At 41.1% G+C, this 15,114-nt stretch carries 16 protein-coding genes; 13 read left to right on the top strand and 3 right to left on the bottom strand.

Annotated elements, in window-relative coordinates:
- Nucleotides 1–183: 183 nt before the first annotated feature.
- Together ACESTK_RS16870 and ACESTK_RS16865 are read right to left on the bottom strand one after the other, a co-directional pair.
- Entirely contained in the window at nt 184–1,488 is a 1,305-nt protein-coding gene (locus ACESTK_RS16870) for a serine hydrolase (RefSeq protein WP_373120318.1), read from the bottom strand.
- Nucleotides 1,489–1,553: 65 nt separating this feature from the next.
- A complete protein-coding gene (locus tag ACESTK_RS16865) occupies nt 1,554–2,339 on the bottom strand; it encodes an N-acetylmuramoyl-L-alanine amidase (protein ID WP_373120316.1) in 786 nt (261 codons plus the stop codon).
- A gap of 156 nt (nt 2,340–2,495) precedes the next feature.
- Between ACESTK_RS16865 and ACESTK_RS16860 the strand changes: the two genes are divergently transcribed.
- The 5 genes from ACESTK_RS16860 to tuf all read left to right on the top strand — a co-directional run bounded on the left by ACESTK_RS16860 (nt 2,496) and on the right by tuf (nt 7,431).
- On the top strand, nt 2,496–2,573 hold the full coding sequence (locus ACESTK_RS16860; RefSeq protein WP_334304199.1) for a DUF6783 domain-containing protein: 78 nt from the start codon (nt 2,496–2,498) through the stop codon (nt 2,571–2,573).
- Nucleotides 2,574–2,892: 319 nt separating this feature from the next.
- On the top strand, nt 2,893–3,312 hold the full coding sequence (gene rpsL, locus ACESTK_RS16855; RefSeq protein WP_117854826.1) for a 30S ribosomal protein S12: 420 nt from the start codon (nt 2,893–2,895) through the stop codon (nt 3,310–3,312).
- 158 nt (nt 3,313–3,470) lie between these two features.
- On the top strand, nt 3,471–3,941 hold the full coding sequence (rpsG, locus tag ACESTK_RS16850; protein WP_207664929.1) for a 30S ribosomal protein S7: 471 nt from the start codon (nt 3,471–3,473) through the stop codon (nt 3,939–3,941).
- Between the two features lie 17 nt (nt 3,942–3,958).
- Nucleotides 3,959–6,082, top strand: coding sequence for an elongation factor G (fusA, locus tag ACESTK_RS16845; protein WP_226837870.1), 2,124 nt, complete (start codon nt 3,959–3,961; stop codon nt 6,080–6,082).
- Between the two features lie 155 nt (nt 6,083–6,237).
- Nucleotides 6,238–7,431 carry an elongation factor Tu gene (tuf, locus tag ACESTK_RS16840; RefSeq protein ID WP_118583298.1) on the top strand — a complete coding sequence of 398 codons (1,194 nt, stop codon included), beginning with the start codon at nt 6,238–6,240 and terminating at the stop codon, nt 7,429–7,431.
- A gap of 212 nt (nt 7,432–7,643) precedes the next feature.
- On the opposite strand, the gene ACESTK_RS16835 is transcribed toward tuf, so the two are convergent.
- Nucleotides 7,644–8,258: a helix-turn-helix domain-containing protein gene (locus tag ACESTK_RS16835; protein ID WP_226837871.1), complete on the bottom strand. Its 615-nt coding sequence runs from the start codon at nt 8,256–8,258 to the stop codon at nt 7,644–7,646.
- Between the two features lie 207 nt (nt 8,259–8,465).
- Between ACESTK_RS16835 and ACESTK_RS16830 the strand changes: the two genes are divergently transcribed.
- The 8 genes from ACESTK_RS16830 (at nt 8,466) to ACESTK_RS16795 (ending at nt 14,925) form a co-directional block, all read left to right on the top strand.
- Entirely contained in the window at nt 8,466–8,612 is a 147-nt protein-coding gene (locus ACESTK_RS16830) for a DNA-binding protein (RefSeq protein WP_226837872.1), read from the top strand.
- A gap of 361 nt (nt 8,613–8,973) precedes the next feature.
- Nucleotides 8,974–9,774 (top strand): hypothetical protein, encoded by an 801-nt coding sequence (locus tag ACESTK_RS16825; protein WP_373120314.1) that lies wholly within the window; start codon nt 8,974–8,976, stop codon nt 9,772–9,774.
- Nucleotides 9,775–9,859: 85 nt separating this feature from the next.
- Nucleotides 9,860–10,549, top strand: a complete 690-nt coding sequence (locus ACESTK_RS16820) for a response regulator transcription factor (protein ID WP_019163079.1) — start codon at nt 9,860–9,862, stop codon at nt 10,547–10,549.
- Nucleotides 10,542–11,702 (top strand): sensor histidine kinase, encoded by a 1,161-nt coding sequence (locus ACESTK_RS16815; protein ID WP_373120313.1) that lies wholly within the window; start codon nt 10,542–10,544, stop codon nt 11,700–11,702. Before ACESTK_RS16820 ends, ACESTK_RS16815 begins: the two co-directional genes overlap by 8 nt.
- A 1,057-nt stretch (nt 11,703–12,759) precedes the next feature.
- Nucleotides 12,760–13,104: a DUF2116 family Zn-ribbon domain-containing protein gene (locus ACESTK_RS16810; RefSeq protein WP_195409869.1), complete on the top strand. Its 345-nt coding sequence runs from the start codon at nt 12,760–12,762 to the stop codon at nt 13,102–13,104.
- 99 nt (nt 13,105–13,203) lie between these two features.
- A complete protein-coding gene (locus ACESTK_RS16805) occupies nt 13,204–13,524 on the top strand; it encodes an SdpI family protein (RefSeq protein WP_195409884.1) in 321 nt (106 codons plus the stop codon).
- 52 nt (nt 13,525–13,576) lie between these two features.
- Complete coding sequence (locus tag ACESTK_RS16800; protein WP_195380416.1) at nt 13,577–13,765, top strand: hypothetical protein; 189 nt, start codon at nt 13,577–13,579, stop codon at nt 13,763–13,765.
- A 149-nt stretch (nt 13,766–13,914) separates the two neighbouring features.
- Nucleotides 13,915–14,925 carry a helix-turn-helix domain-containing protein gene (locus tag ACESTK_RS16795; RefSeq protein WP_173716710.1) on the top strand — a complete coding sequence of 337 codons (1,011 nt, stop codon included), beginning with the start codon at nt 13,915–13,917 and terminating at the stop codon, nt 14,923–14,925.
- Nucleotides 14,926–15,114 lie beyond the last annotated feature (189 nt).

Genomic DNA, 15,114 nt, shown 5'->3' with positions numbered 1-15,114 from the left:
ATTTGATACCCGGATTGCTACGCAGCTACGCTGCTCCCGCAATCCTCCAAATATTCGAAATCCGCTGATTTACTGCGTAAATCGCTACTTTCTCATATTTGGCGTGTCCCAAGTTCAAAAGCCTTATCGTGCAAGCACGAACAGCTTTTTGACCTTTTGACACTGGTATCATAGGAATTAAGGTTAATCATTATAGTAGAGATAAATACTGCGGCTAAGCTGTGCAATTGTATTCTGGGCTTCTCCCGGGCTGGAGAGGTTCTGGGAAAGGAAGACAATGACCAGATCGTTTCCACCCTGTGCGTTGTACAGGATTCCGGCATCATTTTCTACATCGGAAAGCTCACCGGTTTTGTTGGCAACGCTGACGCCCTCTGGCAGGGCAGCCGGAATCTTGTTGGTACGTTGCTGCTGCTTCAGAAGGGAATACATTTCTTCTGCATGTAAAAGGCTTGGCGTCTGAGTAGTACCAGAGCAGATCTGGTAAATTTCTTTCAGGAATTTTCCACAGTCATAGGCAGAAGTGTAATTATCTCCGAATTTGTTGCTGGCAAGAAGCAGTCGTCCCATGGAAGTATTTGTGTAGCCGTGAGACTGACAGAAACTGTTTACTTTCTGCATACCTGCAGTGCTGTCGCCACTTCCCAGGCAGGAAACCAGACTGTTTGCCGCGTCATTATCACTGACGGTGATCATTGGTGTCAGATAGGAATCCAGGGTGGCAGAACCATACTGCTGGGATAAAGAATCATAATTCTCATATACTGCACCCATAATGAAAAGCTTGATCAGGCTGGCTGCCTGCATTGGGGTGTCATTGATCGTAGCTTCTGAGCCGCCTGAAAGGTCACAGATATAAACGCTCCAGGAACCGTTTGAACCAGGAAGCTGGGATTGGATCTGAGTGACCAGAGTATCCATCTTTTCATCGGATTTGTTGTCAAAAGCAGAACTTCCGTGGGAGGGAGAGATGGTGCCATCATCGTCAGAAAGTTCGGGGGTAATAGCAGCCATGGTAGAATCTTTTTTTCCCTGGGAAGTGCCATCTGTTGTCTGAACGGGGGCGGAGCCGGATGACTGGGAAGGACCTACTGGTTCTGCATTGGCAGCAGGAGTCTGATAAGGAACAGTTACTTCCTCCGGAGTTGGAGAAGACTGTACAGAACCTGCACTTTCTCTTTGGGAAGGTCCCTGGACAGAAGAATCATCAGTAGAAGATTCGCTGTCGGAACTTCCATCATCGGAAACAAAGCCGCTCTGGTCGGCGTCATCAGAAGTCTCATCACTAGAGGTAAATCCGGAAGTTTCACCGTCAGTGAAATCTTCAGTCTGGGCTGTTGCTGAACCGTTTTTTGCTGGATTAATACTTCTCTGGCTGTCCTTTCTGAAGAAAGTAAGGTAAAGAATGATAAGAATTAGTAAAGCAGCGACAATGCCAAGAAAAATCAGCAGATAAGAAGATGTTTGTTTCTTTCTATTATTTTTCATAAGTTCTCCTTTCGAATCAATGAAATATCTGGAAGAGACATTATGTTATGGCAATAAATCCAGATTTATTTTTCCGCAAAATATGCATCAATCCCATCAGCGATTCCAGATGCCATTGTGTCCTGAAAATCCGGATTGCTCATTTTCAGATCGTCAGATTCATTGGTCATAAATCCCATTTCCACAATAGTTACCGGAATGGTGCTCCAGTTGATTCCAGTCATATTGTCGGCATATGTTACGCCGCGGTTTTCAAATCCGGTTGCGTCACAGTAGGCATCCAGAATGCACTGGGAAAGGCTGTTGGAATCATCATAGAGCTGGGATACATAAGGATTGGAAGAGGAGGGGGAAATGGTAAGTGCACCGGCAGCAGAGGAAGACTCAGCACCATTGGCGTGGATGCGCACGTAAACATCAGCCCCCTGTCCGGCTACATATTCAGCTCGCTCTTTATTGCTGATGGCAGAATCATTATCAGTTCTGGTGAGAACTGTCTGATAGCCACGGTCTTCCAGAATCTGCTGCAGCTTCAAAGAAACATCCAGATTCAGCTGATATTCAGGCAGACCTGAAAAAGTTCCCTGGGTTCCTGTTGAGGCTTTGGCTTTCATTTCTGTGGAACCTGGACCGAGAGGTTCAAGGTCACTCATATCCACATTTGGACCCTGATGACCGGGATCGATACCGATTATATGTGACTGGGCTACAGGCGGTCCCTGAAGCTCGTCAGTGGTCTCTGCACAGACAGTGCACAGATTTATAAGCCCTGCTCCGGAAAAAATCATGAGGCCAAATGCAAAAATCCGGGAGAATCCACTGGATTTAGCCACTGCTTTTTTGAAACACATATGTATACTCCTGTTCATGTTAATTCTTTTTTCGACTATTCAGCAGATAGTATTTCGAAAAGCAGGTACTGTAGAGGTGCTGAAAAGTTCTTGTTTCTTATTATAATAATGTGAAGCTGTGAATGCAATGTAAAGTTAAGTTTTCCTAGAGCATGTTTGAAAAATCATTCCCGCAATCTGTACGCCCTACTTTGCGGCATATTTCACCTGAATTCGGTTGCCGTAGCCCGCTAAGGCGCCCTCATCCGAGAGAAATCTCCCACAAATTGTGATGCAGATCACGGGAATGATTTTTTTACACGCTTCAGAACAGCAGTAAAAAATACATTATAATAAGAAGAAACCTATTTATAATTCACCGTGATAAATTGTAAAAACCTTGAAAAAATAAGGAAAAATTGATGAAAAACACCTTGACAGAGATATGCAGACAGGATATAATCAAAAAGCGTGCGAAATAAGGCATTTTTTTCCGCGCTTACTAAGATAATAGCAACCGCAAGGAAACCCCATAGAACAATCTATGGAGAAATAAATCGGGAGGTGAAATGGAATGCCAACATTCAACCAGTTAGTAAGAAAAGGACGCCAGACAGCTGTTAAGAAATCTACAGCTCCGGCTCTGCAGAGAACTTATAACTCTTTAAGAAAGAAAGCAGTTGAGCAGTCTGCACCACAGAAACGTGGCGTTTGCACAGCTGTTAAAACAGCTACTCCTAAGAAGCCTAACTCAGCTCTTAGAAAAATCGCCAGAGTTCGTCTTTCCAACGGAATCGAAGTAACAAGCTACATCCCAGGAGAAGGTCACAACCTTCAGGAGCATAGCGTTGTTCTGATCCGTGGAGGAAGGGTTAAGGACTTACCTGGTACAAGATACCACATCATCAGAGGTACTCTTGATACCGCAGGTGTTGCTAACAGAAAACAGGCCCGTTCCAAATACGGCGCTAAGAGACCGAAAGTTAAAAAATAATCCATCCGTATTGCTGCGGAGACTATAGAGATTTGTACGGTATTCCATATACCCTGTCGGTTGCGGGTTAAATATAGGACCATTACCAGTGCGAACATGCAATAGTTTACTGCGTGAGTACCGATGAGATAATCAGGATGATTAAGGAGGGAAGTAACGTGCCACGTAAAGGACATACTCAGAAAAGAGACGTTCTGGCAGACCCGATGTACAACAATAAAGTTGTTACAAAGCTTATCAATAACATCATGTTAGATGGTAAGAAAGGTGTTGCACAGAAAATTGTTTACGGAGCATTCGCCAGAATGGAAGAAAAATCTGGCAAGCCAGCAATTGAAGTATTTGAAGAGGCAATGAACAACGTAATGCCTCAGCTTGAAGTTAAAGCAAGACGTATCGGTGGAGCTACTTATCAGGTTCCGATCGAGGTAAGAGCTGACAGACGTCAGGCTCTGGCTCTTCGCTGGATCACCATGTTCTCCCGCAAGAGAGGCGAGAAGACCATGGAAGAGAAACTGGCTAACGAGCTTATGGATGCAGCCAATAACACCGGAGCATCTGTAAAGAGGAAAGAAGACATGCATAAGATGGCTGAAGCAAATAAAGCATTTGCTCACTATCGCTTCTAATCAAGGAGGAAAATCCATTGGCTGGAAAAGAAGGTAGAGAATACCCGCTCGAGAGAACCAGAAACATTGGTATTATGGCTCATATCGATGCAGGTAAGACAACTCTTACAGAACGAATTCTGTACTATACAGGTGTCAACTACAAGATTGGTGATACTCATGAAGGTACTGCTACCATGGACTGGATGGAGCAGGAGCAGGAACGTGGTATCACAATCACATCCGCTGCAACAACATGTCACTGGACACTGGAAGAGAACTGCAAACCGAAGCCAGGCGCTTTGGAGCATCGTATCAACATCATTGATACCCCAGGCCACGTAGACTTTACTGTTGAGGTTGAGCGTTCCCTTCGTGTACTGGATGGCGCTGTCGGCGTATTCTGTGCAAAGGGTGGTGTTGAGCCACAGTCTGAGAACGTTTGGCGTCAGGCTGATACCTACAATGTACCACGTATGGCATTCATCAATAAGATGGACATCCTTGGTGCAAACTTCTACGGCGCAGTAGAGCAGATCAAGACTCGTCTTGGTAAAAATGCAATCTGCCTGCAGCTGCCAATCGGAAAAGAAGATGACTTCAAGGGAATCATTGACTTATTCGAAATGAAAGCTTACATCTACAATGACGAGAAGGGCGATGATATTACTATCACCGATATCCCGGAAGACATGAAAGAGGATGCTGAGCTTTATCATACAGAACTGATCGAGAAGATCTGTGAGCTGGATGACGATCTCATGATGGAATATCTTGAGGGCGAAGAGCCAAGCACAGACAGACTGAAAGCAGCTCTGAGAAAAGGTACATGCGAGTGTACAGCTGTTCCGGTATGCTGCGGTTCTGCATATAGAAACAAAGGTGTTCAGAAACTTCTGGACGCTATCTTGGAGTACATGCCTGCTCCAACAGATATTCCACCAATTGATGGTGTTGACATGGATGGAAACCCGACCGTGAGACATTCTTCTGATGAAGAGCCGTTCTCCGCTCTGGCATTCAAGATCATGACAGACCCATTCGTTGGAAAACTTGCATATTTCCGTGTATATTCAGGAACAATGAATTCCGGATCCTATGTATATAACTCTACAAAGGGCAAAAAAGAGCGTGTTGGCCGTATCCTTCAGATGCATGCTAACAAGCGTATGGAGCTTGATAAGGTTTACTCCGGTGATATTGCTGCAGCTATCGGATTCAAATTCACCACAACTGGTGATACAATCTGTGATGAGCAGCATCCAGTAATCCTCGAGTCCATGGAGTTCCCGGAACCAGTTATCGAGCTGGCTATCGAGCCTAAGACAAAAGCAGGACAGGGCAAACTTGGTGAGGCTCTTGCAAAACTTGCAGAAGAGGATCCGACCTTCCGTGCACATACAGATCAGGAAACAGGACAGACCATTATCGCTGGTATGGGTGAGCTTCACCTTGAGATCATCGTTGACCGTCTTCTTCGTGAGTTCCACGTAGAGGCTAACGTAGGTGCTCCTCAGGTTGCTTACAAAGAGACAATCACCAAGGCTGTTGATGTAGACAGCAAGTATGCTAAACAGTCCGGTGGTCGTGGACAGTATGGTCACTGTAAAGTTAAATTCGAGCCTATGGATGCCAACGGCGAAGAACTGTACAAGTTCGAGTCTACTGTTGTCGGCGGTGCTATTCCGAAGGAATATATCCCGGCTGTAGGAGAAGGTATCGAAGAGGCTATGAAGGCTGGTATCCTTGGTGGATATCCGGTTGTTGGTGTACATGCAAATGTATACGATGGATCTTATCATGAAGTCGATTCTTCTGAGATGGCATTCCACATCGCAGGTTCCCTTGCATTCAAGGATGCTATGCAGAAGGCTTCCCCAATTCTTCTGGAGCCTATCATGAAGGTTGAGGTAACCACACCAGAGGATTACATGGGTGATGTTATCGGTGATATCAACTCCCGTCGTGGTCGTATCGAAGGTATGGATGATATCGGCGGCGGTAAGATGATCCGTGGATTTGTTCCGCTTTCCGAAATGTTCGGATATGCAACAGATCTTCGTTCCAGAACTCAGGGACGTGGTAACTACTCCATGTTCTTTGAGAAATATGAGCCAGTTCCAAAGAGTGTTCAGGAGAAAGTTCTGGCAAAGAAAGACTGATTTAACTACAGGCTGAATCAGGATTTCATATAAAACAATAAAAAGCTTGCAAATATCCTTGGTTTGCAATATAATCAAGGATAGCAAGTTTAAAATCGATATGGCGCTCTATTTTAATAGAGAATGAGCCAACTATTCAAGGAGGACATTTTAAAATGGCAAAGGCTAAGTTTGAGAGAACAAAACCGCATTGTAACATTGGTACCATCGGACACGTTGACCATGGTAAAACAACTTTAACTGCAGCTATCACAAAAGTACTTTCTGAGAGAGTTGCTGGTAACGTAGCTACAGATTTCGCTAACATTGATAAAGCTCCAGAGGAAAGAGAGCGTGGTATCACAATCTCTACAGCACACGTTGAGTATGAGACAGAGCATAGACACTATGCACACGTTGACTGCCCAGGCCATGCTGACTACGTTAAGAACATGATCACTGGTGCAGCTCAGATGGATGGTGCTATCCTTGTTGTTGCTGCTACAGATGGTGTTATGGCTCAGACAAAAGAGCACATCCTTCTTTCCCGTCAGGTAGGTGTTCCTTACATCGTTGTATTCATGAACAAATGTGATATGGTTGACGATGACGAGCTTCTTGAGCTGGTTGAGATGGAGATCCGTGAGCTTCTTTCCGAGTATGACTTCCCAGGAGATGATATCCCGGTAATCAGAGGATCTGCTCTTAAAGCTCTTGAGGATCCGAGCAGCGAGTGGGGCGATAAGATCATGGAGCTTATGGATGCAGTAGATAGCTACATTCCAGACCCACAGCGTGACACAGATAAACCATTCGTTATGCCTGTAGAGGATGTATTCTCCATCACAGGACGTGGAACAGTTGCTACTGGTAGAGTAGAGGCTGGTGTTCTTCACGTATCTGATGAGGTTGAGATCGTTGGTATCAAAGAAGAGACTCGTAAAGTTGTTGTAACCGGTATCGAGATGTTCCGTAAACTTCTTGATGAGGCTCAGGCTGGTGATAACATCGGTGCACTTCTTCGTGGTGTTCAGAGAAACGAGATCGAGCGTGGACAGGTTCTTGCTAAACCAGGAACAATCACATGCCATACAAAATTCACAGCTCAGGTTTACGTTCTGACTAAAGATGAGGGTGGCCGTCATACACCATTCTTCAACAACTATCGTCCACAGTTCTACTTCAGAACAACAGACGTTACAGGTGTTATCAACCTTCCAGAAGGAACAGAGATGTGCATGCCTGGAGATAACATCGAGATGACAATCGAACTGATCCACCCAATCGCTATGAGCCAGGGTCTTACTTTCGCTATCCGTGAAGGTGGACGTACTGTTGGATCAGGACGTGTTGCTACAGTTATCGAATAATTTTAGCATAACATCTTAATTATATAAATAGAGTACCGCAAGGTACATTGTGTCCAAACGTAAGATACCCCGGAACCGTAAGGTTTCCGGGGTTTTTCTGTTGAACAGAAGATTAAAATAAGGCTGTAAAGAATAGCGAATAAATTAAAAACAGGCAGGTATGGAAAGAAAATGAAAACCTTCGCATATCTGCCTGTGATACTGTTATGATACTATTTCTGTTCGTTATTGGAAAATTTCTGTGTTAAAAGTTCATCTCGTTTACGGATTCGTGTCTCAAAATCCAGTTCTTCAATTTCTTTATGGGTGACAGGTTTGGAAGTGTAGTATTCCAACGTCTGCTTTTTCCACATATCAAACATATCTTTGCCTGTGAAATAAGATTCCAGGCTTTCTCTGTTCTCCTGCAGATCAGCAAGAAAATTACACATATCTGCATTTAAAGAATGTTCCGGATCATTTCCATAAAAGCGAAGTCCGGCATACCATTTCTGTGTTTCTGTTTCTATATCACCGGGAAGTTTATTATTTATATCCAGTTCATACCGGAGTTCATTGGATTCATTCATCTGCAGTAAAACCCAAATAATATCGCTGAGAGTAGAAATCTGTACTTTATTTTCAGATAATCCAAATAACCAGTCCAGTGAGACATGAAATTTCTGGGCAATAGTCAATAACACATCATTGGAGGGAGTAACCACACCATTTTCATAACTGGATAAAGTTGACTGACGTATACCAATAGCTACGGAAAAGTTTTTTTGATTCATCTTCAGATCAGTTCGTAGCTCTTTTATTTTTTCTGAAATAGATGATTCCTGCATATTATCCACCTCCTTAAAAGCTAAGAACAGTATATCACAAATGATAAAAATCAACAATATAGAAAAATATCATTCATACAGATAAAAATTATTGACAATGATTATTTAAAGCGATATAGTATCAGTAAAAATGATAATTATAGATAAGGAGGAAATGATATGCAGAGATAGAACTATATGATTACAGCGGAAGAAGTTGCATAGAGCATGGGGATTTCACTTGGATATTCTTACAAGCTGCTTCGCAAACTGAACAAAGAGCTTGCAGATCAGGGATATGTGACCGTTGCAGGTAAGATTCCGAGGGCATTCTGGGAAAAGAAATTTTATGGATATTCCCAGAGTGCAATGTAGGGGGGAGAAAGTATGGCAGCGTACAAAGATGAAGAAAGAGGAACCTGGTATGGTATATGTGTGAGTGTGAGAGAAGAGATCGCTCTTTTACACTTTTGTATATATTAGAATAGCACTTTAGAAAGCACTATGGTAAAATAAGGTGAAGGTAAATCAGAATTGCAGATTTAGAAAAATTGTGGGTATTTGAAAAAAGATTGTAACCCTTAAGAGGCGAGAGTAAATATGGTTTATAGGAAATCTTGTGCTGTTACACTTTCTTGACATTTTCATGACTGTTCTAAGGATATTTTTACATTTGCCTGAGCTATACTTTAGCCATACCGAACAACCGGTAAATAAAAAATCAGGAGGAACTAAAATGATGAACAGATTATTCAAAAGAGGAATGGTAATAGCACTTGCAGCAGCAATGACTACATCCGCAGGTATTCCTGCCATGGCTGCCCAGAAGGAGACACTGGAGGAGACAGTGACTACATCAGAGGTAACACAAACAAATGTAGATTATGGTTCTCTCACTCAGAAGGAGATTGAAGAGTTTAACTCCATTTATGACCGACTTGACGCTATCGACAAAGAGGTAATGAAAGATGCAGATGGTCTTTCTGATGAAGATATCTATGCCAGATACGATCAGTATCAGGATGAAACCGATACCCTCATGGATCGCCTTGAGGAGCTTGATAAAAAAGCCGGGTGGATCGACAACGAGGAATATGAATATTCCGAGGATGAGTATAATGATCTGTACGATACAGGCAAGCTCACCGCAGAGGAAGCAGAACAGCTTCAGAAAGCATATGAAAGAATCGAAGAAATTGATGCGGAAGTGTGGACGGACGATGATCTTTCAGACGATGAGATCGAAGCCCGCTATGCAAAGTATGATGACGAGATTACATCACTGAACGCACAGATTGAAACGCTTGAAAAGAAAGCGGGTTGGTATGAGGGATACTATGGAAATTTGAGCGAAGATGAAGTCAATCAGCTTAACAGTATTTACAATAAAATTGATGCAATCTATGACAATATTTATAACGGCTCTGATAACCTCTCTGAAGAGGAATTTGCTTCTCGCTATGCGAATTATTCAGATGAGATTGATGCTTTGGAGGCACAGGCAATCGCTCTTGAAGCGAAAGCAGAGTGGAACTAAAATACAGATATACTGATTTTGAAAGATATAATATGGGGAATCTCACAGAATTTCTGAGGGACTCCCCTCATGTGGGATTAAAGATATGGCAAAAAAAATCTATTTGGCAGATGATGAACAGGATATACGAGAAATACTCACAGAATTTTTATCCAATGCCGGATATGAGGTAACAGCATACAAGAATGGTGATACACTCTTTTCTGCTTTTCAGGAGAAGCCCTGTGATCTTGTTATTCTTGATATTATGATGCCGGGTTCAGACGGTCTTTCCATATGTAAAAAGCTAAGGACAATATCATCAGTTCCTATTATTATTTTGACGGCAAAGGATTCAGAGTCTGACCATATGAAGGGATTTATGTATGGAGGGGATGACTATCTGATTAAGCCATTTTCGCCGTCACTTCTTGTTGTCCGGGTAAATGCGTTGTTCCGAAGAGTTGAAATGAATATACCGGTAAAGGCAGATATTTCCTTTGGTGATGTGTGTTTTTCATGGGAGAAGCATAATGCCATTGTGAAAGAGCATGATATTGGTCTGACTATGACAGAATTTTCGCTTCTGGGATGTCTTATGGAACATGGTGGAACGGCAATCCCCCGGAATGAAATTCTCGACAAAGTATGGGGAATAGATTCTACGGAGATAGAAACCAGAGTTGTCGATGAGACAGTAAGAAGAGTCAGGCAGAAAATGAAGACCGCAGGCAGCAAAGTTCGCATTAGTGCTGTCTGGGGCTATGGCTATAAACTGGAGGATTGTAATGAATAAGACACGTTATAAAATTGCCACACTTACAGGTTCCGCCGTTATGGCAGCCATGCTTTTGAGCCTGCTGATTCTGAACATAGTTTTTAATAAAAAAATAGAGCTGAGAGCTGAGAATGCAATTAAAAACGTTTTTACTTTGGATTCAGACGAATATTTGAATTACGAATCTGAAAATGATACGGGCTCTTTATATTATGCCTCACTTGTATATATGGGGGCAGATTCAGAAAACAGGGATGACATATATCAGATTTTGACACCCAAAGAGAAGAAACTTATTGACTGGTATGAAACACACCCGTCTGATGAAATGCAAAGGGCAAAAATTAACGAAGCAACTTATTATATGAAAGCCAGAACAGAGTATTACGAAGACGGCAATGAGAGATTACTTGCTTATGTGGATGTTACCGGCGAACCAGAACTCGTAAAAGAAATCAGTTTTGGTGTTTTGCTGGATGCTTTTGTCATTGCCGCTCTCGGTGCTGCCATTGGATATTTTCTCGGGAAAAAACTTGAACAAAATGACAAAGCTCAGAAGACCTTTTTTGAAAATACATCTCACGAATTAAAAACCCCGCTTATGGCAATTTGCGGATATGCGGAGGAGATTGAAATGGGAGTCATTACCGATTATTCTCAAGCGGGCAGAATGATAGTGTCTCAGACGGAGCGTATGAGTAAACTTATTGAGGATATCCTGTATTTATCAAAAATGGAAAGCGGTACGGAACCATTAAAGTGTGAACCAATAGAAATGGCATCACTGGTTCAAGATATTTTGATGCCGCTTGAAGGAATTGTGAACAGGCGAAACCTTTCAGTATCGTTAGAACTGGACGAAGGATATGTCAACGGAGACTCGGAGAAGCTGGAACACGCTGTTGCTAACCTGATAACTAATTCCGTAAAATATGCGTGTAGTCAAATCGAAATATCGTGGAAAAATCAAGTCCTTTCCATCTGGAACGATGGAGGAGAACTTAGCACAGAGGATTTTTCCCATATGTTTGAACGTTTTCATACGGGACAAAACGGAAACAGCGGAATAGGGCTTGCCCTCTCAAAAGAAATCGTTGAAATGCACGGATGGAAACTTAGTGCGAAAAATGACAGGCATGGCATATGTTTATCAATGGTATGCCACAGTTAATTTAGGAACAATCAGGTTTACAGCTTCCAGTTTGTTGAGATGTTGCAAAATTTGGAATCAGGAGAGAATAAGAATGATTAACAATTTAATGTACATAGAATTAAAAATGGGATATTCTGATGATTATCCGGCATGGATTGGATATGTCAAAACTTCAAAAAGTAGAATAAAAATTTTTTGACATTTCTGCACATGCGTGCTAATATGATTATAGAAAAAGAGTGCTACCGATAGATGGTTAGTCCGATATATGTTTTGACAAAAATTGCCGCTTAGTTTACCAGACCAGGGCGGCTATTTTGTGGTTTAGTATTATCCTTGCCAAAGGTATATCCAAGACCAAAGCAGGTTAAGCCGAAGCTCACTACTGCTATAAAATCAACAATACTCATGGCTTAGCCCTCCTTTCCAGTGGATTCTCTTTCGAGTTTCTATGTAATCAGAGGGTCACAGTCCCTCTGCTGAAGGACTAACCGCCTACCGTTATGATAGCACCCATGTTTTGATTATAACAGTCAGGATAGGAATCTGCAACCGGAAAGTTGACAGCTCATGAAAATCTGGCTGTGATACCATTTTGATACTAAAAAATGAAGAGAATAGGAATATAGCCTGGAAAATCCACAATACAGGACAATATAGACACGAAAATCATAGAAAATAATGAGTTTTTAAGAACCTCACAAACGTGAAGGTGGACGTACTGTTGGATCAGGACGTGTTGCTACAGTTATCGAGTAATCACTGACTACAGATAATTATATAAATTTGGTATCGTAAGATACCGTGTGTCCAAACGTAAGATACCCCGGAACCGTAAGGTTTCCGGGGTTTTTCTGTATTCTAAGAAAAGAATTGTTCGTAAATTTATCAGATTAGAAATAGCGAAACATTTATCAGTAAGATGAAATACGGATAGATTTAAAATTGAAAAAAAGATCGCTTTTTCTGTTTTGTGTATATTGAAATAGTATTTTAAAATAAATTATGGTAGAATAAAGTAAAGACAAATCGAGAGCTTTTGGATAAAATTTTGCAAATTATCGAGGAAGTTGCTATGAAAAAATGTAGATATTGTGGCAAAGAATTAGATAGTAATTTGGAATTTTGTAGCAGTGAGTGCGAAAACAGCTATAGAAAGATAATTGAAAAAGATAGACATAAAATTAAGTATTTTATTTCGGGCATTATTTTAGGGTTTTTAGCTATGTTTTATGGTGTTGTGTCAAGCCGCAACTGCATGATTGGAAGTGGAATTATAGTAATGGGGGTCACTGTTGTTTTGCTTCCATTTACTACTCCAGAAACAACTGCTTTATTTGGAAATAAAAAGGCGAGATTTATCGGAAGAATATTAGGTATGATACTTATAGCGGTTGGAATATGGATAGGGTTTATTTGATGACAGCTTCAGTTTTGGGAGCAAGTTAATCAGAAGTTGAGAGGAGGTCTCTGTAATGTTTATATTTTATCCGTGTGTTCACTTTTAGTACCGTTATCTATGATTATATTGGGATATATGTGGAAAGGTAAGCCTCCTAAAGATCGGCAGGGGAGTTCGGGATATCGAACTACTATGTCAAGGATGAATGATGAAACATGGAGATATGCACACAGGTGTTGGGGCTGGATAAACTTTGTTTTAGGAATCATCCTGGTGATACTATCGATTTTTATTTTGATTTTAACGAAAGATGATACAAACTTTGAAATGATTTCTGTTTATTTGGTGTTTTTACAATTAGGAATTATGGTGCTTACAATTATTCCGACAGAATTTTTGCTGCATAAACATTTTACAAAGCAAGGAATGAAAAAATAGCTAACTTCCGATTGGCGGAAAAGAAATCGGTATTTGGAGGAGTTTCTTATTTATGAAAAAAGGAATAAACAAACCAATCTTATTTTATATTGCATCAGTTCTGTTTTTCATAGTGTCAGCTATTGGCTTTACGAGTGGAAATGAAAATTCTATGGCTATAGTATGGTTATGTCTTGGTTCCTCATTTCTTTGCCTAGGTTCGACGCATAAGAAAAAGGAAAACAATACAGATGATAAATAATTTCATGCTTGTATTGCTGGAAAATCGGGATTCATCGAGTCCTTTTGTGATTTGCAACTGCTGGTTGACAGATTTACAGCCTGAAATGGTGGAATGCAAACAGCAAAACTGTTATATTTAGCTCATAAAATCTGCAAAAGGAGAAAAAAATGATTTTAGCTGATAAGATTACAGAGGAAAGAAAAAAGAATGGATGGTCACAGGAAGAACTAGCCAATCAGTTGGGCGTATCCAGACAGGCAGTATCTAAGTGGGAAAGTGCAGGAGCTGTTCCGGATTTGCAAAGAATTTTACAGATGTCGGAGCTTTTTGGTGTCAGTACAGATTATCTATTAAAAGATGAAATGAAAGCAGAAAATATCACCTATCACGAAAGTACTGAAAGCTATGCAGAACCATTGAAAAAAGTAACTATGGAGAATGCAAATGAATTTCTTGACATGAAAAGAAATGGATCCAAAGTAGTGGCAAATGCAACAAGTATGTGTATCTCAAGTCCAATATTACTGATTGTTCTTGAGACAATGGCAGAAGATGGCGTATTTCATGTTTCAGAATCTCTGGCAACAGTATTTGGATGTGTTTTTTTGCTTGGAATGGTTGCAGCAGCCGTCTTTTTGTTTATTACATATGGAATGCGTGAATCTCATATGGAACATTTTGAAAAAGAATGCTTTGAAACAGAGTATGGTGTATCTGGAATGGTACGAGAAAAAAAAGATTTCTATGAACCGATTTTTATCAGAGGAACAGCTGTTGGGGTAGTGCTTTGTATACTGGCAGTGATTCCGACAATTATTGCCGAAGCCATGGAAGCGTCTGACTATTACTGTGGCCTTTCCGTTGGATTGCTGCTATTCATACTTGCAATAGGAGTAAATCTGTTGATTCGTGTTGGGATGGTAAAAAGCAGTTACGATACCCTTCTTCAGGAAGGCGAATATACAAAAGAAGAAAAACTGTTTAAGAAAAAGACGGACACGTTTTCTGGTGTATATTGGTGCTTGACTACAGCGATTTACCTTGCATGGAGCTTCTGGACGATGAGCTGGGATATTACATGGATTGTATGGCCGGTTGCAGGTGTTTTATTTGCAGCATTGCTTGGTGTGGTGAAAATGGTGTTAAAGAATGGCAGTGAAACTCAGCACTATATTTAAAATGGAATTAAGTTTATTTTCCGCATATTATACTCATCCAGAAATTCCAGTTCGCGTTGGTGGTTATTTCTAATAGAAAAAGAACTTTTTGACATTTACACAGCTGCGTGATAATATGATTATAGAAAAAGAGTGCTACCGATAGACGGTTAGTCCGATATATGATGTGACAAAAATTGCCGCCTAGTT

The sequence above is a fragment of the Ruminococcus sp. Marseille-P328 genome, from assembly GCF_964249465.1.
In the GTDB taxonomy this organism is placed as follows: Bacteria; Bacillota; Clostridia; order Lachnospirales; family Lachnospiraceae; genus Blautia_A; species Blautia_A faecis.
The sequence above is the reverse complement of the archived record's forward strand: the minus strand, read 5'-3'. Positions and strand labels throughout refer to the sequence as shown.